This window comes from Virgibacillus halodenitrificans JCM 12304, from assembly GCF_001310895.1.
Lineage (GTDB): Bacteria > Bacillota > Bacilli > Bacillales > Amphibacillaceae > Virgibacillus_Q > Virgibacillus_Q halodenitrificans.
The window spans coordinates 1-20,920 of sequence record NZ_BAZS01000015.1 but is presented as its reverse complement, the minus strand read 5'-3'; the positions used below and the strand labels follow the sequence as shown (position 1 = coordinate 20,920).

General features: G+C 37.4%; 22 protein-coding genes. 12 read left to right on the top strand and 10 right to left on the bottom strand.

The annotated features are described in order from the left end of the window. Positions 1-20: 20 nt before the first annotated feature. From JCM12304_RS09425 to JCM12304_RS09400, 6 genes are all read left to right on the top strand, one after another. Positions 21-1,751, top strand: coding sequence for an ABC transporter ATP-binding protein (locus tag JCM12304_RS09425; protein WP_060680009.1), 1,731 nt, complete (start codon positions 21-23; stop codon positions 1,749-1,751). Beyond that, the gene (locus JCM12304_RS09420; RefSeq protein WP_060680007.1) at positions 1,741-3,561 is read left to right on the top strand and encodes an ABC transporter ATP-binding protein; all 1,821 of its coding nucleotides are present in this window, start codon (positions 1,741-1,743) and stop codon (positions 3,559-3,561) included. Before JCM12304_RS09425 ends, JCM12304_RS09420 begins: the two co-directional genes overlap by 11 nt. A gap of 66 nt (positions 3,562-3,627) precedes the next feature. Continuing rightward, positions 3,628-4,356, top strand: coding sequence for an alpha/beta hydrolase (locus tag JCM12304_RS09415; protein WP_019378874.1), 729 nt, complete (start codon positions 3,628-3,630; stop codon positions 4,354-4,356). Positions 4,357-4,513: 157 nt separating this feature from the next. Next, positions 4,514-5,032: a YjcG family protein gene (locus JCM12304_RS09410; protein ID WP_060680005.1), complete on the top strand. Its 519-nt coding sequence runs from the start codon at positions 4,514-4,516 to the stop codon at positions 5,030-5,032. Next, positions 5,029-5,451 carry a GNAT family N-acetyltransferase gene (locus JCM12304_RS09405; RefSeq protein WP_060680002.1) on the top strand — a complete coding sequence of 141 codons (423 nt, stop codon included), beginning with the start codon at positions 5,029-5,031 and terminating at the stop codon, positions 5,449-5,451. The genes JCM12304_RS09410 and JCM12304_RS09405 overlap by 4 nt, the downstream gene beginning before the upstream one ends. Positions 5,452-5,733: 282 nt before the next feature. Beyond that, entirely contained in the window at positions 5,734-6,441 is a 708-nt protein-coding gene (locus JCM12304_RS09400; protein ID WP_019378871.1) for a DUF421 domain-containing protein, read from the top strand. A 45-nt stretch (positions 6,442-6,486) separates the two neighbouring features. On the opposite strand, the gene JCM12304_RS09395 is transcribed toward JCM12304_RS09400, so the two are convergent. From JCM12304_RS09395 to JCM12304_RS09385, 3 genes are all read right to left on the bottom strand, one after another. Beyond that, a complete protein-coding gene (locus tag JCM12304_RS09395; protein WP_060680000.1) occupies positions 6,487-6,735 on the bottom strand; it encodes a hypothetical protein in 249 nt (82 codons plus the stop codon). Between the two features lie 99 nt (positions 6,736-6,834). Beyond that, positions 6,835-7,059, bottom strand: coding sequence for a hypothetical protein (locus tag JCM12304_RS09390; protein WP_060679998.1), 225 nt, complete (start codon positions 7,057-7,059; stop codon positions 6,835-6,837). Between the two features lie 45 nt (positions 7,060-7,104). Then, complete coding sequence (locus JCM12304_RS09385; protein WP_019378868.1) at positions 7,105-7,341, bottom strand: hypothetical protein; 237 nt, start codon at positions 7,339-7,341, stop codon at positions 7,105-7,107. Between the two features lie 203 nt (positions 7,342-7,544). Here JCM12304_RS09385 and JCM12304_RS09380 point away from each other — a divergent pair, with 203 nt between their 5' ends. Then, positions 7,545-8,000, top strand: coding sequence for a CotY/CotZ family spore coat protein (locus tag JCM12304_RS09380; RefSeq protein ID WP_019378867.1), 456 nt, complete (start codon positions 7,545-7,547; stop codon positions 7,998-8,000). A 57-nt stretch (positions 8,001-8,057) separates the two neighbouring features. Here JCM12304_RS09380 and JCM12304_RS09375 read toward each other — a convergent pair whose 3' ends face one another. Both JCM12304_RS09375 and mgtE read right to left on the bottom strand, forming a co-directional pair. Next, positions 8,058-8,612, bottom strand: a complete 555-nt coding sequence (locus tag JCM12304_RS09375; RefSeq protein WP_060679996.1) for a CotO family spore coat protein — start codon at positions 8,610-8,612, stop codon at positions 8,058-8,060. A gap of 790 nt (positions 8,613-9,402) precedes the next feature. Continuing rightward, positions 9,403-10,785: a magnesium transporter gene (gene mgtE / locus JCM12304_RS09370; protein ID WP_019378865.1), complete on the bottom strand. Its 1,383-nt coding sequence runs from the start codon at positions 10,783-10,785 to the stop codon at positions 9,403-9,405. Positions 10,786-10,964: 179 nt separating this feature from the next. Here mgtE and prpE point away from each other — a divergent pair, with 179 nt between their 5' ends. Next, positions 10,965-11,705: a bis(5'-nucleosyl)-tetraphosphatase PrpE gene (gene prpE / locus JCM12304_RS09365; protein WP_060679994.1), complete on the top strand. Its 741-nt coding sequence runs from the start codon at positions 10,965-10,967 to the stop codon at positions 11,703-11,705. Here prpE and JCM12304_RS09360 read toward each other — a convergent pair. From JCM12304_RS09360 to yjbM, 3 genes are read right to left on the bottom strand one after another with little or no spacing between them, the layout of a single operon-like run. Beyond that, positions 11,689-12,582, bottom strand: coding sequence for an RluA family pseudouridine synthase (locus tag JCM12304_RS09360; protein WP_060679992.1), 894 nt, complete (start codon positions 12,580-12,582; stop codon positions 11,689-11,691). The two genes, prpE and JCM12304_RS09360, sit on opposite strands and share 17 nt — an antisense overlap. Before the next feature lie 22 nt (positions 12,583-12,604). Continuing rightward, on the bottom strand, positions 12,605-13,408 hold the full coding sequence (locus JCM12304_RS09355; RefSeq protein ID WP_019378862.1) for an NAD kinase: 804 nt from the start codon (positions 13,406-13,408) through the stop codon (positions 12,605-12,607). Positions 13,409-13,443: 35 nt separating this feature from the next. Beyond that, on the bottom strand, positions 13,444-14,052 hold the full coding sequence (yjbM, locus tag JCM12304_RS09350) for a GTP diphosphokinase (protein ID WP_019378861.1): 609 nt from the start codon (positions 14,050-14,052) through the stop codon (positions 13,444-13,446). 312 nt (positions 14,053-14,364) lie between these two features. Here yjbM and JCM12304_RS09345 point away from each other — a divergent pair, with 312 nt between their 5' ends. The 4 genes from JCM12304_RS09345 (at position 14,365) to JCM12304_RS20490 (ending at position 17,028) form a co-directional block, all read left to right on the top strand. Next, positions 14,365-14,931 carry a CYTH domain-containing protein gene (locus JCM12304_RS09345; protein ID WP_060679990.1) on the top strand — a complete coding sequence of 189 codons (567 nt, stop codon included), beginning with the start codon at positions 14,365-14,367 and terminating at the stop codon, positions 14,929-14,931. A gap of 147 nt (positions 14,932-15,078) precedes the next feature. Then, a complete protein-coding gene (locus JCM12304_RS09340; RefSeq protein WP_019378859.1) occupies positions 15,079-15,459 on the top strand; it encodes a globin domain-containing protein in 381 nt (126 codons plus the stop codon). Between the two features lie 17 nt (positions 15,460-15,476). Next, positions 15,477-16,370 (top strand): ClpXP adapter SpxH family protein, encoded by an 894-nt coding sequence (locus JCM12304_RS09335; protein ID WP_019378858.1) that lies wholly within the window; start codon positions 15,477-15,479, stop codon positions 16,368-16,370. A 472-nt stretch (positions 16,371-16,842) separates the two neighbouring features. Beyond that, positions 16,843-17,028: a hypothetical protein gene (locus JCM12304_RS20490; RefSeq protein ID WP_071648454.1), complete on the top strand. Its 186-nt coding sequence runs from the start codon at positions 16,843-16,845 to the stop codon at positions 17,026-17,028. A gap of 492 nt (positions 17,029-17,520) precedes the next feature. On the opposite strand, the gene pepF is transcribed toward JCM12304_RS20490, so the two are convergent. After that, a complete protein-coding gene (gene pepF / locus JCM12304_RS09330) occupies positions 17,521-19,335 on the bottom strand; it encodes an oligoendopeptidase F (RefSeq protein ID WP_060679988.1) in 1,815 nt (604 codons plus the stop codon). A 107-nt stretch (positions 19,336-19,442) separates the two neighbouring features. Beyond that, positions 19,443-20,633, bottom strand: coding sequence for a competence protein CoiA (locus JCM12304_RS09325; RefSeq protein WP_060679985.1), 1,191 nt, complete (start codon positions 20,631-20,633; stop codon positions 19,443-19,445). Between the last annotated feature and the right edge of the window lie 287 nt (positions 20,634-20,920).

The window sequence follows — 20,920 nt, the reverse complement described above, 5'->3', positions numbered from 1 at the left end:
TTCAAATATGGAGGTTCAGCATGAGAACAGTTCTTTCCTATATTAAACCATATAAATTTGCTGCTATTTTTGCGTTTCTTTTAATGCTTATTGAACTGGCAGTTGAGTTATTGCTTCCGTTTTTCCTAGGTAAAATGATTAATGATGGAGTTGTGACGAAGGATATGTCCAATATTGTAATGTGGGGAAGCATTATGATTGGGCTCGCCTTCACTGCATTTATAGCAGGTATTATAAACTCTTTTTATGCTTCCCACGCTGCCTGGGGATTTGCCCATGATATAAGGGAAAAGCTATTTGCTAAAATTCAGGCTTTTTCCTTTGCAAGCTTAAATAAGTTTCCCACATCCGGACTGGTCACTCGGTTTACTAATGATGTTCGCCAGGTACAAAACACTATATTCATGGGATTAAGAATTATGGCCAAGGCGCCACTTATCGTAATTGGTGGAGTCATCATGGCATTTGTCGTGGATGCAAGGCTAGCATTTATTTTCCTTATTACTGTACCATTGCTTGTCGGATTTATTTTATGGGTGTTAAAAGTCGCCAGTAAGATGTTTGATCAGGTTCAGACAAAAGTCGATCAGGTAAACCGTGTTATGCAAGAGAATTTGGCTGGCATGCGATTAATTAAGGCATTCTTCCGGCGTAAACACGAAGAATCCCGTTTTACTACTTCCAACGAAGAGCTGGCGACAGAGACACGACGTACGTTTCGTTTTGTGGAAGCATCCATGCCTGTCCTGTTATTCGTTATGAATTTAAGCCTGATTTTTATTATTTGGTATGGGAATGCCCAAGCAGTTGCGGGCCAGACCTCTGTTGGTGATGTGGTGACTATTGTCAACTATGCTATGCGTGTAGCTATGTCCATTTCCATGTTCACTTTTATCATTATGGCTTTTTCCCGTATGCGTGCATCCGCCAATCGTTTGGAGGCTGTACTTGCAGAGGAAAATGCTTCTGAAACAGATAAAAGCGCCGACAAGAAAACGGTCGTAGCAGATGGAAGAATCACTTTCAATGAAGTATCATTCACATACCCTACCGCGAAGGATATGGTACTTAAAAATATTTCATTCCGAGTAAATGCAGGGGAAAAGCTTGCAATTATCGGTGCCACCGGAGCTGGAAAAACCTCACTTTTCCAATTGATTCCACGCTTGTTTGACGCAACAAAAGGAGAAGTACAGATTGACGATCAGCCTGTGGATTCTTACACATTGGATAATCTTCGGGGAAGTATTGGTTTTGTACCGCAAAGTCCACTGCTCTTTACTGGCTCCATCACAGAAAATATTGCATGGGGAAAGCAGGATGCAACAAAGGATGAGATTATCCAAGCAGCAAAGGATGCTCAAATTCATGATACGATCATGGATTTACCTAAACAGTATGATACCAAAATCGGCCAAAAAGGGGTTAACCTTTCAGGTGGACAAAAGCAACGCATATCCATTGCACGCGCATTAATTCGCCAACCCAAAATCCTTATGCTGGATGATAGTACAAGTGCACTTGACCTCGCAACAGAATCCCGCTTACTGGAAGCAGTGGATGACTATGAATGCACTATCTTAATTATTACGCAAAAGATATCCACTGCCACAAGAGCGGATCGGATTTTACTAATGGATGAAGGTAATGTGTTGGCACTTGGAACACATCAAGAACTGTTAAAACATTCAGAGCTTTATAGACGCATTGTAGAATCTCAGTTTGGAAAGGAGTATGCATATGCGGAATAATTCATTTACAAGGCCTTTTCAATATAAGCGGATTCCCTTAGAAAAACTTTCCAAGGAGAAAAAACGAAAAGCAAATGATGCAAAGGGAACCATTAAACGAATTACATCCTATTTGATGCGAGAAAAAGCGAAGCTGGCATTTGTTATTCTCATGGTTGTTCTTAGCTCAGGGCTTAGTTTACTTGGTCCATTCATGATCGGAATGGCTATTGATGATTTCATTGTTACAAAGCAGACAGCAGGCCTGGGTATGCTGCTCGTATGGCTTATTGTCATTTATCTTTTCCACTCATTATCCATCTTTTTGCAAAATTATTGGATGGTAGGGATTGCTCAAAATACGGTTTATTCATTAAGAAAGGATTTATTCTACCAGTTTCACCGCTTACCTATTTCTTATTTTGACAAAAGGCAGCACGGCGAACTGATGAGTCGAATTACTAATGATATCGATAATGTAAATAACACGTTAAACCAATCCGTGATCCAGATTTTTTCCAGTGTATTAACACTTGTTGGTACAATTGGAGTAATGTTATACCTTAGCCCCATCCTGACAGTTGTTACCATGTCCATTATTCCATTAATGTTTCTTGGCATGCGCTGGATCACCAAACGTACAGGTCCTTTATATAAATTACAGCAAAAAGACCTCGGTGAAGTAAATGGCTACGTTGAGGAAATTGTCTCAGGGCAGCTGATAGTAAAAGCTTTTTCTCAGGAAGAACGAGTAATTGGAGAATTTGAAGAACGAAATTCAAATTTAAATCGATCTGGGTTTTGGGCATTGACTATTTCCGGGTTTATTCCCAAAGTAATGAACATGTTGAACTTTCTTAGCTTTGGATTAATTGCGCTTGTAGGTGGTATTCTGGCGATCAAGGGATTCATTACTGTTGGTGTAATTGTAATTTTTACGGAGTACGCACGACAGTTTACCCGACCATTAAATGAGTTGTCCAACCAGTTCAATATCCTTTTATCAGCCATCGCAGGAGCAGAACGTGTCTTTCAAGTCATTGATGAGCCACAGGAAGAAGCAGATGAGGATAGTGCTATTGAATTAAATACAACGAATGGTCATATTATTTTTGATCATGTTTCCTTCGGTTATGAGGAAGACGCCATTTTAAAGGATATTAGCTTTGAGGCAAAACCTGGAGAAACCGTTGCTTTTGTCGGACATACGGGTGCTGGAAAAACAACAATAATCAATTTAATATCCCGTTTTTACAATTATGATGAAGGTAAAATAACACTTGACGGTAATGACTTAAAAGATATTAAACGTTCTAATCTTCGTAAACATATGGCTTTTGTACTGCAGGATTCCTTTCTTTTTCATGCTACAATAATGGAAAACATCCGCTATGGACGGCTGGAAGCAACCGATCAGGAAGTAATACAAGCTGCGAAAGATGCAAATGCACATGATTTTATTGAAAAACTTCCAGATGGCTACAATACAATTCTGGATCAAACCGGCAGTGGAATCAGCCAAGGCCAGAAACAACTGCTAACAATTGCTCGCGCTTTATTAGCAGAGCCTGCGATACTGGTTCTTGATGAAGCAACGAGTAATATTGATACAATTACTGAATTAAAAATTCAAGAAGCACTAACATACCTCATGGAGGGGAGAACCAGCTTTGTTGTAGCCCACCGCTTGAATACCATTCAAGAAGCGGATAAAATTATCATGCTGGAGCACGGAAAAATTATTGAAGCTGGCAGCCATGATGAGCTACTTGCTCAAAAAGGAAACTACTATCAGCTCTACCAGGGACAATTATTGGAAAAAGCAAATTAGTACCCCTACAAGTTTAGAGAGGAAATAATTAGGGAATTTACAAGAGAAAGTTCTGAGGTGTTATACATGGGCAGAAAAGGAAAAATGATAGAAGAAACGATTGAAAGCAAATATTTAGAAGAAACTATGACATTGAAAATGTATCAGCCGGAAACATTCTCACCATTGTATAAGTACAATATCTGCATCATGCAGGATGGAAATGATTACTTCCAAATGGGGAGAATTGCTACATTAAGTGACCGTCTGCATGAAGCAGAGGAAATCACTAACACTGTCTTTATAGGCATTCATTATAAGGATAAATTTGATCGTAGAGAAAAATATCATCCAAGTGGAAAACAAAATGAAGCTTACACCAAATTTCTTGTGAATGAGGTGGTGCCATTGTTGGATGACATCCTTCCGACTTATCACATGGGGCAATCGAGGGCATTAATGGGAGATTCTCTTGCTGGTACGCTTGCATTTATGACGGCTTTAAAATACCCAAATACATTTGGAAAAGTAATTATGCAATCTCCTTATGTAGATGAAACCGTGTTGGATGCATTAGAGAATGCCAAAGATATTCACTCCATCGACATTTACCATACGATTGGTACAGACGAAACCAATGTGGACACGACGGATGGTAAACAAATGGATTTTGTTAAGCCAAACCGTACATTAAAGGAAGCATTAAAAGAGAAAGGCTCCACCTACACGTACCATGAATTGGAAGGCGGGCAACATACTTGGAAATATTGGCAAAAGGATATGAAGCGGTTGTTAACAACAATGTTTGAAGAGTAAATTTTATTTTAATAAACACAAAAAAATCTCTTATTTTTGAGTTTTTTGTTATAATAGGAAATAACTTCAATTCAAGACCACTGTAAACAGAAAAAATTAAAGCAGCGAGCACAGACTACCATGAAGTAAGTAAAACTACAATAGGAGGTTTTTCATTATGAAATATGGTATCGTTATTTTTCCTTCCAAAGCCATTCAAGATGAGGCAAATTCATACAGAAAGCGTTATGATCCGCATTATGCTTTAATTCCACCACATATTACTTTAAAAGAGGCCTTCACAGCCGATGAAGGTACTTTAGATGAATTGGTTGTTGAGTTAAAGAAAATCGCAAATGAATCAGACCCTTTTACTATTAATATTAATAAAGTAAGCACATTCTCACCAGTCACCAACACTATTTACCTGAAAGTTGAACCAAGACAAGAGTTAATTGATCTATACGAAAAAATGCATCAAGGTAAGTTCCTTAATAATCAAGAATATGCATTTGTTCCACATATTACAATTGCACAGAAATTACTTGATGACGAATATTCGGATGTTTTTGGCAGCTTAAATATGAAGAAATTTGAAATGGAAGATACAATTGATCGATTTCAATTAATGTATCAATTGGATAATGGTTCCTGGACTGTTTATGAGTCATTTGTGTTTGGGAAGGAAAGCCTGTGAAAATTAAAAAAGTAGAAAGCCAACAAGAGTTAGAGCAAGCATATCACGTCCGCATGGTCGTATTTGTAGATGAACAACAAGTTTCTCCAGAAGAAGAAATGGATGAACATGATGCACACTCCATTCATTTTGTAGGCTACGAAGGGGCTGAGCCAATTGCTGCCAGTCGCCTTCGTTTTGTAGATACATATGGGAAATTGGAACGAATCTGCATTTTGAAGGAACATCGTGGAAAATCCTTTGGAAGGCAAATGATCGAAACAATGGAAAAAGAAATTGTAGCTCAAGGCTATAAAAAAGCAAAACTTAATGGACAAATACAAGCAGAAAACTTTTATAAAAAATTAGGTTACCAAACCGTTTCGGATGAATTCATGGATGCAGGAATACCTCATGTAACCATGGTAAAGGAACTATAAAAAGGAGCACCCGGTATTAGTGGGTGCTCCTTTTTATAGCAATAATTGAATTGTCCTGCAGCTTGGCAGCTTTTCTTCGAGGGCTTATTTTTGCCTAATGCTTTTCCGTGGAGGAACTCCTCCTACTTCTTTCTCCAGTGGTTTAGTCTCAACTCCTATATCAAATAGCTAGATGATTTTATTCACCTTTTTCAGAATTTCTCTGCTAATTATTTATCCAGCGAATGAAAAGAATGGCTCCAGGTTAAGCTAAGCATAAATCGGCTTACAGGGGGATCTATAATGCAGGCATATTTTTCCATGTTTTATGAAACTTTATTTGGGTTTTTTTCCTTGTTCATTTTAGCTAAAGTATTAGGAAAAACCCAGATTTCGCAGCTTACTGCATTCGACTTCATTTCCGCATTAATCCTTGGAGAGCTTGTAGGTAATGCTCTCTTCGATGATGAAGCAGGAGTTGCCGAAATTGCATTTGTTGTTGCACTTTGGGGTATTCTACTATATATTACGGAAATTATTACCCAGAAATTCAAGAGAACCCGCCATTTACTTGAAGGAAACCCGGAAATCGTTATATATCAGGGCAAGTTAATTAGGGATACAATGAAAAAGAATAATCTGGATATTAATCAACTCCAAAATATGCTTCGATCGAAGGATACGTTTTCCATTCGAGAAGTAGAATATGCATTGTTAGAAACGGATGGGACTGTATCTGTCTTAAAGAAACCAGCATTTCAAATACCAAACAAAAAGGATATGAATGTTTCTCAACCGGAAGTTCATTTGTCCATTACTCTAATTAATGATGGAGAGATCATTTATGATAACTTAAAAGAGCACAACCTCTCTGAGGAATGGCTCTTGGAAGAAGTCAAAAAGCAAGGATACGAGAAAACAGAGGATATTTTCTATGCAGAGTATATGAAAGGTAAGGATTTACTCGTCCTTCCTTTCATCAACAGGGAACATATTAAATTTAAAGAGTAGTTACTGAAAAGAAAAAATCAAGGTTTAATTAAACCTTGATTTTTTCTATGCCATTTCGTTAAAATACATACCCTTTTCGCTTACATTTGAAAAAGCATTTTGCTGGGAGGAATAAGAAACTGGTTGATAATATCCAGGAGTCAATCGCTCGTGTTCTTTAGAGATTTCCTGATGTTCCTTTTCCAAAACTACTTTAAATGGTTTCTCAATATAAAACGGTTTTCGTTTTCTTTCCGTCATACGTACATGATAATCACTATACTGATAGTTGGTTACTGGTAAAATGTATCCCATTACTCTCCCCCCTTATAGTTACTTGAATTATTATATTATTCGTATCATTAGTTAATTATATATACCCTTTTCACAAAAAATTAACCCTTCTTCAAAATATTATTTTTCCATTTTTTTCTCTAATTCATGAATCCACTTCTCAAATGCAGAAATTTTATTCAAAAAACCTTTATTCCATTTATCCATTTCGCTTTCTAAAGTTGCTTTTTCCTTATCCCATTCTGCCATCTTTTTCTCAAGGGCTTGGAAGTACTTTTCGTTTTTATCCAAATGCTTTTCAATTGCTTTAAAATGCTTCATCCATGGAATTGACGGCTTTCTCATATAACATAACTCCTTAAAAAAGCAACCAACGTGTGGTTGCTTTTTTTAAAACCAAAATGGCCTTCTACGTTCTTCCTCATGTTCAGAATGTTCTCCGCTTTCTCCGTAGTGCTCTCTCTCCTCGGATGATTCCTTTTCTTTCTCATCTCGTTCGTCCCATCTCGGCCTACCGAAGAATGGATAAACGTCCCGTGGTCTTCTTTGATTGGTAGGTTCTACATATACATTGTCTGCCTTAATAACCAAATCCTTAACATGGATAACTTGTTTTTTCTCTGACATTTATGTTCCTCCTTACAAATTTATGGTCGATATTAGTCTATGTAGACATTAAGAATTGGTATAGTCATTCGCCCTAATCCAAATGAAATCAACAAGATATATGTCTTCGGTAAACTCCCTTCAATCGCCCACACACTATAGATGTAAACACATATTCTATTAAAGACAACTGAGTCAATAAATATTGAAAGGAGTTTTAATTTATGGGTTGTGGAAAAGATTTTTCAACAGGAAACTGTGTCTGTGATATCCTAAAGGATATTGTTGAGGCGCAACAAGATGTAGTAGAAAATTGCTGTGTAACAAGCTGCGAAAGGTCCATTAGTGATTTGTTAGGTGAATCAGATAATGGGAATGGTTTAGATACAGTACCTGTCATTTTGTACTGTAAAGAAGGATGTAAACCATTCAAAGGGTTTGGTGCTGATCCAGACGATATCGGCGACATGATGGCAAGCTTCTTCTTCCGCGTTAAAAAGGTAGACGACGATTGCTGTGCTGTACTTGAATTGCTAAGAGATCCACATGATAATAATCCAAATCCGGATAATCCAGTAGAACAAGATACAAAGCCACTTCGTGCAACTGGCATTTGTATTACTGTAGATTTGAATTGCTTCTGCCATGTCACTTGCCTACCAGCTATTAGTGCATTCTAATTCAAAGTTTACGCATTATAAAACACCATGGGGCTTTCCCATGGTGTTTTTTTCTTATTAAAAACCTATCATTCGAATAGCGAGAATATCATTTATCGGAATTTCTGTGTCATTCGTGCGTTTACCTACACGCATGATAACTACTTCATCCTTGCTATCTTTAATTACCCCACGATAGTTGCGTTTTTCTGTTTTAACTTCACAGCGTAGGTCAGGGGCATGGACGGGGGAGTTTACTAGATATTGAATTTTCTCTTCTATGCTCATATCTTTAAACTTTGTTTTCTCTTTTACAGGCGGCTGGTCTGTTTCTCTCCTCTCGTTTTGTTCCTTTTCAGAGATTGCTTCATCTTTTTGAATTTCTTTAGATTGTACAGCCTCTTCTTTAGCAACCTCGTTTCTATCCTGCTTAGATTCCTCTGTAAAAAAGTTTCTTTTCTTTCTTACAGGATTAGAATGGTTTTTAGACGTTTCAGCTAATTCATCTGCAGAGACTGGCTCTTTTGTTTTCCTAGGTGAAATATATTGATCCTGCATCGGTGCTTGAGGTCTTTCTACCTGTGGTTGATGAATATATAACATTGGGTCTTTCGCGAATTTCTTTCTTGCCATCATGTATCTCTCCCTTACATATCATTCCTCAGCATATTATATGAACTGCCTAATTGAAATGTGTTTTGGCCTATAGCTAGGGTTGGCGTGGTCATTTTATAGTACAAACGTTATCGCTTACGCCCCCACTTCCTATGCAGTTGAAGGATTCTAATCTCGCTACGGGAAAATATTACGCTTTCCGCGGGCGGCCTGCGAGCCTCCTCGAACTCCACTAACGTTTCGTTCTGTGGGGTCTCGCTAGTCTCGCTTTTCCCGCTGGAGTCTTCATATTTTCCCTTCGCTAGGATGCGTTAGGAATATCGAAGTGATAATATATTTGTAACAAAAAATAATTGAGCAAACTCTATACTTAGATAAAAGTCTATACCAATTGATTGGAATGGAAGATGGCGACTCCTGCCGGAATAGCATGAGCTGAAGACCCTGCACGGAGCGTAGCGGAGGAAGCGGCTGAAGCCATGCCGGCGGAAAGCGTCCATCTGTAATGGAAATCAATGGCGATAGGTGATCTTCTAAGCGTATTGAGATAACTTTTTAGTAGTTATAATCCTATTACAAGAGGTATACTTCCTCACCTCCGAGCACAAGAGCGAAGTGTATTTTCCGAAACGATCATTTACAAACAACTAAGTTAGTTCGCATTTTATTCATTTTGCGAATCAATGGGTAACCCTAAACGTATATATTAAAAAACCATATTTCCGAACGACTAAAAAACCGAGTTCATGAGAAATATATTTAAACATTCCTCGGAACTCGGTTTTTTTCTTCTATCCTGAAAGCTTTTTTAAACAAGAAAACCCATAAATGCAGTGGCCATTCCAAAATAAATCAATACAGAGATAATATCATTAATTGTAGTGATAAATGGCCCTGATGCTACCGCAGGGTCAATATTCATTTTATCCATCAAAACAGGTACAAGAGAGCCTGCGATAGTTGCCACTACAAGAGAAGCCGTGATGGAGAATCCAACTAGTAATCCTAAGTAAATATCCCCTTTCCATAGGTAGACAATACCTGTGATTACTATTCCGCAGACCGTACCAGTAATTACTCCCGTGCCAGCCTCTCGAATAATCAGTTTAATCTTCCCTTGCTTGCCATAATCCCCTGTTGCCAGGCCACGTACAGCAACAGCAAGAGCTTGAGTTCCTGTATTACCCGCCATTCCGGCAATAAGCGGAATGAAGATAGCCAAAACAGCGACTTGATCAAGTGTATCTTCAAATCTGCCAATTAAGCTTGCTGTAAGCATGCCTAAAAATGATAATATAATTAACCAAGGCAGTCTTTTTTTTGCTGAAAGAAAGGCACTATCGTCGGGGCGATCGATCTCAGATACCCCCGCAAGCTTGGAATAATCATCACTTGCTTCTTCATCCATAACATCTAAAATATCATCGACAGTGATAATTCCTAATAAATGCTCCTGAAAGTCAACAACTGGTAATGCTAAAAAGTCGTAGTCTCTGATCATCTGAGCAACATCTTCTTGATCTTTACCTACGGATACAGCTACAATCTTCTCACTCATAATTTCTTCAATTCTAGTTTCCTCATCCGCGATAATTAAATCTCTTAAAGAAAGTACACCAACCAACCGCTTCTCATCATCAAGTACATATAAATAATAAATGGTTTCCGCATCAGGGGCCTCTTCCTTGAGATGCTGCATCGCTTGTCTGGCAGTATTTGTTTTAAATATAGCTACAAACTCCGTAGTCATAATACTTCCTGCAGTTTTTTCCTCATAATGCAGGAGCTGTTTTATTTCATCGGCAGCATCTTTATCCATGATGGTAAGGAAGCTTGCTACCTGATCCTTTTCCAATTCGTTTAATATATCTACTGCGTTATCTGCCGCCATCTTTTCTAATACCATAGAGGCGAAGCGAGGATCCATTTCTGTAATATAGGAGGTTGTATCCTCCAACTCGATACTTTCCATAATTTCAGCTATCTCATCAGGTGATAAATAGGAATAAATTTGCAGGCGAATGTTTTTCTCTTGTTCCATAAAAAACATTGCTTGGTCATATGGGTGCATGTCCATAAATTCAGTTCGGAATTCTTCCAGATTTTCATTCGCTAATTCCTGTTGTAATTTCTCCCAATGAACTTCATATTGTGATTCATAGTTCTCGTCATATCGGTTTGTAGATTCCATTTTTATACACCCTTTCATCAAACAGAAAGCCTACGTAATTATTTTCCCTAATAAATTATTACTAAAACAGCCAATACTATTTACAAGACTGTACGTTCGCCTCGATAATAATAATTCAATTTTATTATGAAATCAACTATAATTACAGAAAAATACACGCTATAAAGGTGGTCAGGATAATGAAGATCGATGTGATAGGTGACGTTCATGGTTGCCTGGAAGAATTAAAAGAATTACTTCAAAAGCTAGGATACCGTAAAAATGACACAACATACACGCATCCCGAAGGAAGAATACCTGTCTTTCTTGGTGACATTACAGATCGCGGCCCTGCCTCCATGAAAGTCATACAGCTTGTTTACGAAATGGTAGTTGCAACGAAAAAAGCTTATTATGTTCCAGGAAATCATTGCAACAAGCTATACCGCTATTTCCTTGGGAATAAGGTGAAACAAAATAACGGGTTAGAAACCACTGTATCGGAATACAAATCACTTTCAGATGATCAACAAAAGAAAATAAAAAACCAGTTCATGGAATTGTATGAAGCATCTGAACTCTATCTGCAGCTTCCGGAAGTTCATGCTGTTATTGCACATGCAGGAATTAAGACTTCCTATATAGGACGAACAGATAAAAAAGTAAAGACCTTCGTCTTATATGGAGATATTACTGGTGAAAAGCATGAGGATGGCCGACCTGTAAGACGAGATTGGGCCCAACATTATCATGGTTCTGACTGGATTGTATATGGTCATACACCAGTCAAGAAACCACGAATCGTTAATAAAACAATTAATATTGACACTGGTTGTGTTTTTGGGAATGCGTTAACTGCTTTTCGTTTGCCAGAAGAAACAACCATTGCAATTCCCTCAAAACAACCTTATGTTGAAGAGAAATTCAGCTCTTTTGACTAGTGCTGTGCACCATTGCCTGCATATCTGGCGGTAGTGGTGCACAGAACTGCATTTGCTCTTTCGTAAAAGGGTGTATAAAAGAAAGCTCATCACAATGAAGAGCTTGCCTGTTCATCCATTGTCTGGATCCACCATAAAGATCGTCTCCTGCCAGCGGACAACCCATATAAGAAAAATGTACCCTAATTTGGTGTGTCCTTCCTGTTTCAAGCTGAACAGCAGCAAGAGAATGCTCTAGCAATTCCTTAGTAATTTGGTAATGAGTGATTGCATGTTTTCCGTTTTCTTCAACCGTTCTTTCAATGATAGAGCCTTCTTTTCTCCCGATAGGAGCTACTATAATTCCACTTTTCTCAGGTAAGCTACCTTCTAAAATTGCTTTATATTTTCTTTTCACTGTTCCTGTTTTTTGTTGAAGTGACAATAAAGAATGACTGTAACGATGCTTTGCAACGAGCATCAAGCCGGAAGTGTCCCGATCCAGCCTGGTTACAATATGAATAGTGTAGGGAATGTTCTTCTTTTCATAATAACCAAGCAGTCCATTGGCAACCGTTCCAGAAGTATGTTGATATGAAGGACTAACCGGCATACCGGCAGATTTATTTAACACCAGAAGCTCTTCATCTTCATACACAACATTCAACGGGATATTTTCCGCCTTCATATAGCTACCCTTTTTCTCAGGAGGAAATAAAATCGACAACGTATCTCCCGTTGATAATTTAAATGTAACTGTTTCCGGATTCCCGTTAACGAGTATTTCTCCCCCTTCATACTTCAAAGCCTTCATAATTCGTTTCGAGAACCCTTGCACTTCTTGTAAATATTCTCGAATTTGTTTACCTTCATCAATGGGTTTAATCTTCCATTCCATGTATCTTCATTCGTTTTCCCTATTAATCATCTTCTTCTGCCACAAAGGAATCGCGCACACGATTCCAAAATGGAAATGGCCGAAATCTTGCAAAACGAATTCTTTCTTCCGCAACCCGACACTGAATGGATTTCACATTTACATAATTAGTTGTAAAATGATCAATTGCAATTAAAAAGCTGCGGTCAACCATTGGCTTTAAAAGCGCGGTATGGTGCTTCGGTAAAATTAGTGGGGATCCTATCGTACGGAATACCCGATTATTAATTGATGCCATTTCTGTTAGTTGGATAGCATCTAAGGAAGGATGGATAATCCCTCCACCTAATGCTTTGTTATAAGCTGTACTTCCTGAGGGTGTAGAAATACATAAACCGTCTCCACGGAAGGTCTCGAAATGTTCTCCCTTAATTTCCACATCAAAAACAACTGAACCGTCAGCCGTTTTAATTGTAGCCTCGTTTAAAGCCAGGAAACGGTCTTCTGTTCCTCCGGTTTTAGAACGAATAGTTACCTCCAGCAGTGGATATTCCACTACTTGAAAAGGTGTTTTGGCAATTTCAATGATTAGCTTTTCAACTTCATCAGGAACCCAGTCTGCATAAAAGCCTAAGTGCCCTGTATGTACCCCAATAAATGCAGTGGAATCAAGTCTGTGAACATATCGATGGAAAGCCTCCAAGAGCGTGCCATCTCCACCAACCGAAATAACAAGATCCGGCTCCTTCCGATCATACTCCAAATCAAATTCGATTAGATATTGCTTCATTGTTGCTTTAATCCTGTTCGAGCGTTCATCGCCTTTTGATACAATTTTAAACTTCATTTTAATCATCCCCCTTTTTTAGACGTTTGCCGTTATTATTTTCTATGAAAAATACGTTGTGCCTCTTGAACTTCATGTTTGATTGCAGACATTTCCTCATCTAATTTAAATGCTGCTTCTGCAGCCCTTTGTAATCTTTCCTTAATTTCTGTTGGAATTCTTCCTTTATACTTATAATTCAAGGAATGTTCATTTGTAGCCCAGAAATTCATTGCTAACGTGCGAATTTGTATTTCTGCAATAATCTTTTTCATTCCATCAATTGTTTCCACAGGATAGTCAATTATAATATGATAAGAACGATAACCGCTTTCTTTCTTCTCAGATATATAATCCTTTTCTTCGATAATATTAAAATCCTGTCGGGAACGAATCATTTTAACAACTGTATAAATATCGTCAACAAATTGACATACGACTCGTACACCAGCTATATCCTGCATATCCCGGTCAATATTCTCAAGCGAAATTCCTCTAGCTTCCGCTTTTTCCAAAATGCTTGGAATGGGTTTCACTCTTCCAGTTATAAACTCAATCGGAGAGTGTCTTGATTCATATTCAAATTGTTTACGAATACCTTTTAATTTTATTTTCAGTTCTTCAACCACCTGTGCATAAGGTGCTAATTTTGCTCCCCAATTCATTATCTATACACCACCTGTTTTTCAGGTCCTCAGTTGTAAGAAAAGCATATGTGTCTTCATCGACTCTAATAAATTTAGATACAAGCGAATAAAGTGACGCCTTAAGCTATGTAAGGTCAGCCTTCATTTTTGATAGGATCGACGCTGACAATGAACTTAACAGCATTATTCTTACGTTGAAAAGTTTAACTAAACACCTGTCTGTTTCATCCCCATTATTGTATCATAATCTTACACAATGGCTAATCATTGCATATTTATTTTAAATTAGCCATAATCAATAGTAACCTTTTTAAGTTAGGGGGAATACTAGTGGCACAAGAAATTGAAATCGAATATAAAAATTTACTTACAGAAGAAGAATATAATCATCTGTTAACTCATTTACCTTTTACAAATTCTATTCAAACACAGACTAATCATTATTTTGAAACAAAGGATTTTTCGTTAAAGAAAAACGGATGCGCTTTACGAATTAGAGAGAAAAACGGTCAGTATAAGCTTACATTAAAAGAGCCACATTCAACAGGCTTGCTGGAAACACATGATCATTTAATTCATGAGGAAGCAAATCAATGGATGAATGATTCACCAATCCCCAAACCCCACACAATGGCCCAATTAATGAAAAAAGGGATAGCTGTAGAGGAACTCCATTATTATGGAAGTCTTATAACTGAGCGAAACGAAATAGAATACCAAGACATTGTACTTGTCCTTGACTACAGCACATACAATGGAGTAACTGACTATGAATTGGAACTGGAAGCCAGTTCAGAAGCGTTGGGTGAGAAGAGGTTTAATCAAATCCTCAAGGAGTTTCAAATACCTAGAAGAACGACTCCAAATAAAATTCAGCGTTTTTTCAAAACCCTCTAAGACTTATTAAAGTAACTATAAATCAGATTAGTTGCCCAGGTTCATTTACGTTGCTACAATATATACAATTAAGGCTTGTTGGCTATGTAGAATTAAATGCTTGATTATTTTTAACTACATTTATAATTTTTACTAGGAGTAATGTTGATGAATAGACCTGGTTCCATTTATGAAGCCATTGGTGGTGCGGATGCCATTCACCGGATTGTGCAAGCATTTTATAAACGAGTGGGAGTACATCCCAAGCTTATACCTATATTCCCAGAGGACTTAACTGAGACTGCAAGAAAACAAACGTTATTTCTCACTCAGTTCTTTGGTGGTCCTCCTCTTTTTTCAGAGGAACGTGGCCATCCAATGATGCGAAGAAGACATCTGCCATTTGAAATAACTCCCACACGCCGGGATGCTTGGCTTGAATGTATGAAGGAAGCGCTCGAAGAAGCTGAAATTGAAGATCCGTACCGTACAGCTATATTTGAAAAATTGACCCTAACAGCAAATCACATGATGAACACACCAGAATAGGAGAAAGGAGAATCGATGTGAGTGGGAATTCAAGTGAGCTTCATGGCTCAACCTGTACAAACACATCGCCGAAATATAGCTATATCGATTTAGTCCAGAAGCCAATTGAAATGTATGTTTTTGTTGACCCTCTATGCCCGGAATGCTGGTCGCTCGAACCCTATATTAAGAAGCTGACTATTGAATATGGTCGATTTTTTACCATACAGCCAATTGTCAGTGGTCATTTAAACCATTTAAATAAAGACCAATTTGATAAACCTATAAAACTCCGTGATATCTGGGAAAAAACAGCAAAGCGAACCGGAATGAGTTGTGACGGCGATATTTGGATTGATAATCCTATTTCATCTCCTTGGATTGCCTCATTGGCTGTAAAAGCAGCTGAGCTCCAAGGTAAAAAAGCAGGAAAGGTATTTTTGCGCAGAATTCAAGAGAATGCCTTTTTAAACAAACTAAATATCTCAGAAAAAGATGTTCTGCTACAATGTGCAGAGGAAGCTAATCTGGATGTAAATGAATTTGAAAACGACCTATATTCTGCATCTGCAAAAAAAGCCTTCCAATGTGACTTGAAATTAACACAAGAGATGGAAGTCGATTATATTCCTACAATCGTATTTTTTAATCAAATGAGTGACGATCAAGGGATTAAGATATCCGGCTTATATCCATATGATATATACGTAAGGGTCTTAAAAGAGATACTGCAAAAATCACCTATTCCATCCGAGAAGCCACCTTTAGAGGATTTTGTAGCCATGTATGGCAGTATTGCAACAAAAGAAGTAGCAGTTGTTTATGATTGGACGGTAGCAAAGGCTGAAAAAGAAATGAAGAAGCTGCAGTTAAAAAGAAAGGTAAGTAAGCTACCAGCAAAATACGGGAATTTTTGGAACTATTTATTGTAAAGTGAGCCGATGTAAGGCTCATTTTTTATTTATAATAAAACGTGGGGATATACTACTTTTGGCGCAGTCTGGAATTACGTCCCGCCATGTTTTTTTAAATCAAATGTAGATGAATTAAAATTGGATAAGATAATCGATACTTGAGTAGTGTTCAGATGAAATTAAGGGGGATGTTTTTAAGATATATTTATTCGTTCAAGAAATCACAAACTTATGGAAATAAAATAAGGATATACGGGGCAGCGTATATCCTTATTATCTCTCTTTGTATTTATACAAAGGGGGATGGGAGAAAGTTTCATGATTCAAACAAAGGGGTTTTGTTTGTCATCTTACAAGTAATACTATAACAGCAAATTATCTTTCTATCAATAAGTATGTTCATGATTTCACAAAAGTGTCACTTCTAATTATTTTTAGCTCATCATATTATTATATATAAGGATTAAATAGTTGACAGGAGTGATGGTTCATGCAAAATATTCTCCCATTTTTGTTTATATTATTAACTTTGTTTGCCTTTTTCATTAATATTCTTGGGTTAATGTCAATCATTCCCCTCTATATTACATTGCCCTTATTATTTATTTCTATCTACCTTACAGTATATTCATTTACGAACAGAACAACCAGACGCGTTTATCGCGGAATGCGGTAAATCCCTAGTTGCTATGTAAAATCGATTTCTACTGTAAATGTTGGGGTACTATGTTTATTCATAGTAGGAGGAAACTGTGAACTAGTGTGGGGCCAATTAGGAGCGGAGCGGAGATAATCCGCCGGAGAGTGAATTAATCAGCAGGAGAGTGAGATAATCCGCCGGAGAATCAATTAATCGGCTGCAGAGCGAAATTATCCGCTGGAGAGTGAATTAATCAGCTGCAGAGCAAAACTATCTGCCGGAGAATCAATTAATCAGCTGCAGAGCGAAATTATCCGCTGGAGAACAAACTAATCAGCCGGAGAGCAAGATTATCCTCCGGAGAAATTCACAAACTTTCACCATAAGTTATTTTCCGGAACGACCGTTTGCAGTACTATCAAGTTACTTCACAATTTATCCATTCTCCATATCATTGAATACCCCAACATTTATATTAAAACCTAAAAAAGCAGGGTGCGACCAAGTTAGGTCCATCCTGCTTTTTTCTTATTTCAATAAAAGTTTTTCCATCTCATTTAGTTTTTCTTCGAATAGATCCAGTGCATCAAGAATAGGTTGTTTGGATGTCATATCCACACCTGCTTTTTGAAGTACCTCGATTGGATAGTCACTACTTCCCGCCTTCAGAAAATCAAGGTAACGAGTTACAGCGCCTTCTTTCCCATGTAAAATATTATTTGATAGGGCCATTGCAGCAGAATAACCTGTGGCATATTGATACACATAGTAATTGTAATAAAAATGTGGAATTCTCGCCCATTCTAAGCCGATTTCCTCATCTGAAACGACTGCATCACCGAAGTATTTTTTGTTAAGATCATAATAAAGTTCGGTTAACTTATCAGCAGTTAAAGCTTCGCCATTTTGTGCTCTTACATGAATATCATGTTCAAATTCTGCAAACATCGTCTGACGGAATACAGTACCACGGAATCCTTCTAAAAAGTGATTTAACAAATAGAGTTTTTGTTTTTCATCCTCTACATTGTTCAACATATAATCATTTAACAAAGCTTCATTCGTTGTGGATGCAACCTCTGCCACAAAAATAGAATAGTTTCCATAACGGAATGGCTGAAATTTACGTGTATAGTAACTATGAACCGAATGCCCGAGCTCGTGAGCTAGTGTAAACATATCATTTACGTTATCCTGCCAATTTAATAATATATATGGGTTGGTACCATATGCTCCTGAAGAATAAGCACCACTTCGTTTTCCTTTATTTTCCTCTACATCAATCCAACGATTCTCATAACCTTCTTTAAGAATATCTACATATTCTTCTCCAAGTGGAGCGAGTGCTTCTAAAACATTTTTCTGTGCTTCTTCATATGGAATCTTCATATCTATATCCTGGACAAGTGGTGTAAATAGATCGTACATATGCAATTCATCGAGTTTTAATACTTTCTTTCTTAGTTCCGCATAGCGATGAAGTAATGGGAGTTTTTCATTAACAGCTTCAACTAAATTATCGTACACTTTTTCAGGTATATTATTATCATCTAAAGCAGACTGCCTTGCAGATTCATAATTACGTACCTTAGCATAAAAGTTATCTTTCTTAATATTACCACTTAGGGTAGAAGAAAAAGTATTCTTAAATTTCCCATAGGTATCATACATTCCTTTAAAAGCTGCTTCCCTTACGCTTCGGTCCTTTGATTCAAGAAAACCAATATATCTGCCATGCGTTAAGTCAACTTCTTCCCCGTCTTCATTTTTAATTGTTGGGAACGTTAAATCCGCATTATTCAACATACCGAATGTTTGAGAAGCACTTGACATAGGATCAGATGCTTCAGCAAGTAACGCCTCTTCTTTTTCGCTCAAGATATGTGGCCGCTGCCGATTAATTTCGTCTAATGTTTTTTGATATGCCTGTAGCTCTTTGTTCTCTTCTAAAAAGTTCTTTAGCTTCGTTTCCTCCATCGTTAAAATTTCCGGAACGATAAAACTCATTGCACTTGAAGCGATGGTCAGTACGTTTTCAGCTTGCGCATTTAGTCCTTGGTACCGTGAATTGGTTGTATCCTGGTCATAGCGCATATGCGCATATGTATATAGCTTTCCTAATCGCTCAGATAATTCATCTTGCAGCTTTAGTACACCAAGCAACTGATCGGATGACTCAGCCAGTTTCCCTTGATACGCTTCTATTTTGGGAATATCAGTTTGTAGTTGTTTTAATTCTTTTTCCCATATTTCATCTGTAGCGAAAATATCCTCTAATTTCCATGTGCGTTCTACTGGTAGTTCTTCACGTTTTGGCAGTGCTTTTGTTTTTGATTTTGCCATAAAAGCTCCTCCTTCTATTCCATTAAAAAATCTTTCCTTATATAGTAATTCGTTAACACAAAAGAAAAATCCTGCAAAAAGGAATCCTTAAAACTTAGTATAACGAATTAACGGGGAATCATGCTTGGATTTTGATTGAATAGCTTTGTCAAAACAACTTTGTCAGCAAAGAGCGCGTTTTCTAATGATACAGGCTGTTTAAATTCTCTCCGTTTCACATATTTTCCATTTGACTTACCGAGAATTTTTAGAGTTACTAAATGTTCCAGATATTCTTGGATAGGATTAGCTGGTGAATGCAATAGGTGGAATTGCTGAGACAGTTGATGATGGAACCGGAGAAAGATGTGGCAGGAGGAGAGAGTAAAGCTTGCTCCTAAAGGGAGAGGAGAAATATAATCCAACAGCAGACGACTTTGCCATTCATATAGGGGGGTTTTCATTCTCATTTGAAAAGAGACAGGCAAATGTATAAGTGAAGGTAGTATTTCGCGGTGCAGCCCTTTTAAATAAAGCCATTGATACCATTTCCTCTCTCTTCCGAAAAGTCGATTTGGTTGATAAACTCTAAATCGCTGCTTTTCTTTTATCCACATGTTATATAGTTCCTCTGGTTTTAAGTTCTTGGATATAAAAAGCTCAAGGAATCCTATAGCAGAAAGAGATCGAATATGAAACTTCCCTGTAGCTAAGCCTTTTCGGAGAATATAAATATCGTGGATGGTTAAAAATTGAAATGTTTCCGGACAGAAAAAGTAAATGCATAGAGGATAGTCAGAGGAAAATTGGTGGAAAAATTGGATGAGGAAGTCGTTTATTTTAAATTGATTGGCGGTCTTCCGCTGGAAAAGATTCATGCCTAGAATCCAAATCGGTATAATACCGGCACGCATATAGCCTTTATTTCTCTTTTGAATAACTGCGATGGGAATTCTTACACATTGAAATTCAACTGCTATTTTTCTTTCTTTCCAGTTCACAAGAATATCAGGACGTTGCTGTATTTGTGAAAGATATTCTTCCATTTGTGTATTTATTTGCTGTCCTTTTAACCAATCGTATAGCGCCAGCTTTCCTTTTTCATGATACGCTCCCTCTCCTCCTTCCTTTGCAATACACTCTCCTTCTTGATAATGTGCAAAATGAGCAATATTCTTTGATCCTGCCTTCATCATCACCCTTTCCTTACAAGCTGGGCAATAAAATTCCGTTTGTGCTTTCTTCCATTCCGCTATTTCATTTCTTGTAGCATGTGGAAGAGTGACTAACACACCTTTTTCATTCATTGCTTGCAGCATAAATAGATCACCTCCATTGTTAATAATTCAACAGAGATTATAAAAACCCTTCTTTATAAAAAAGAGAGCTCTTATATGCATTCTTTACAGGTTTGAAAAATAACAGGAATAGTAATAATTAAATAAGAAGCAGCAGTTTTTATCTCTTACACTGTTTACATATATTTATTTTTATAATACAAATGTTGAAATAAAGACTTACCTCATACAATTCATAATTCGCAGTAGGAGGAAACTGCGACGTAACTTTATCAATGAAAAGCTCAGTGAAATATTTGAGGAGAATT

Excerpts from the sequence above, each read along its gene's own strand:
- JCM12304_RS09425 (WP_060680009.1), top strand. The coding sequence starts at position 21 with ATGAGAACAGTTCTTTCCTATATTAAACCATATAAATTTGCTGCTATT.
- JCM12304_RS09420 (WP_060680007.1), top strand. The coding sequence starts at position 1,741 with ATGCGGAATAATTCATTTACAAGGCCTTTTCAATATAAGCGGATTCCC.
- JCM12304_RS09415 (WP_019378874.1), top strand. The coding sequence starts at position 3,628 with ATGGGCAGAAAAGGAAAAATGATAGAAGAAACGATTGAAAGCAAATAT.
- JCM12304_RS09410 (WP_060680005.1), top strand. The coding sequence starts at position 4,514 with ATGAAATATGGTATCGTTATTTTTCCTTCCAAAGCCATTCAAGATGAG.
- JCM12304_RS09400 (WP_019378871.1), top strand. The coding sequence starts at position 5,734 with ATGCAGGCATATTTTTCCATGTTTTATGAAACTTTATTTGGGTTTTTT.
- JCM12304_RS09395 (WP_060680000.1), bottom strand. The coding sequence starts at position 6,735 with ATGGGATACATTTTACCAGTAACCAACTATCAGTATAGTGATTATCAT.
- JCM12304_RS09390 (WP_060679998.1), bottom strand. The coding sequence starts at position 7,059 with ATGAGAAAGCCGTCAATTCCATGGATGAAGCATTTTAAAGCAATTGAA.
- JCM12304_RS09385 (WP_019378868.1), bottom strand. The coding sequence starts at position 7,341 with ATGTCAGAGAAAAAACAAGTTATCCATGTTAAGGATTTGGTTATTAAG.
- JCM12304_RS09380 (WP_019378867.1), top strand. The coding sequence starts at position 7,545 with ATGGGTTGTGGAAAAGATTTTTCAACAGGAAACTGTGTCTGTGATATC.
- JCM12304_RS09375 (WP_060679996.1), bottom strand. The coding sequence starts at position 8,612 with ATGGCAAGAAAGAAATTCGCGAAAGACCCAATGTTATATATTCATCAA.
- mgtE (WP_019378865.1), bottom strand. The coding sequence starts at position 10,785 with ATGGAATCTACAAACCGATATGACGAGAACTATGAATCACAATATGAA.
- prpE (WP_060679994.1), top strand. The coding sequence starts at position 10,965 with ATGAAGATCGATGTGATAGGTGACGTTCATGGTTGCCTGGAAGAATTA.
- JCM12304_RS09360 (WP_060679992.1), bottom strand. The coding sequence starts at position 12,582 with ATGGAATGGAAGATTAAACCCATTGATGAAGGTAAACAAATTCGAGAA.
- JCM12304_RS09355 (WP_019378862.1), bottom strand. The coding sequence starts at position 13,408 with ATGAAGTTTAAAATTGTATCAAAAGGCGATGAACGCTCGAACAGGATT.
- yjbM (WP_019378861.1), bottom strand. The coding sequence starts at position 14,052 with ATGAATTGGGGAGCAAAATTAGCACCTTATGCACAGGTGGTTGAAGAA.
- JCM12304_RS09340 (WP_019378859.1), top strand. The coding sequence starts at position 15,079 with ATGAATAGACCTGGTTCCATTTATGAAGCCATTGGTGGTGCGGATGCC.
- JCM12304_RS20490 (WP_071648454.1), top strand. The coding sequence starts at position 16,843 with ATGCAAAATATTCTCCCATTTTTGTTTATATTATTAACTTTGTTTGCC.
- pepF (WP_060679988.1), bottom strand. The coding sequence starts at position 19,335 with ATGGCAAAATCAAAAACAAAAGCACTGCCAAAACGTGAAGAACTACCA.
- JCM12304_RS09325 (WP_060679985.1), bottom strand. The coding sequence starts at position 20,633 with ATGCTGCAAGCAATGAATGAAAAAGGTGTGTTAGTCACTCTTCCACAT.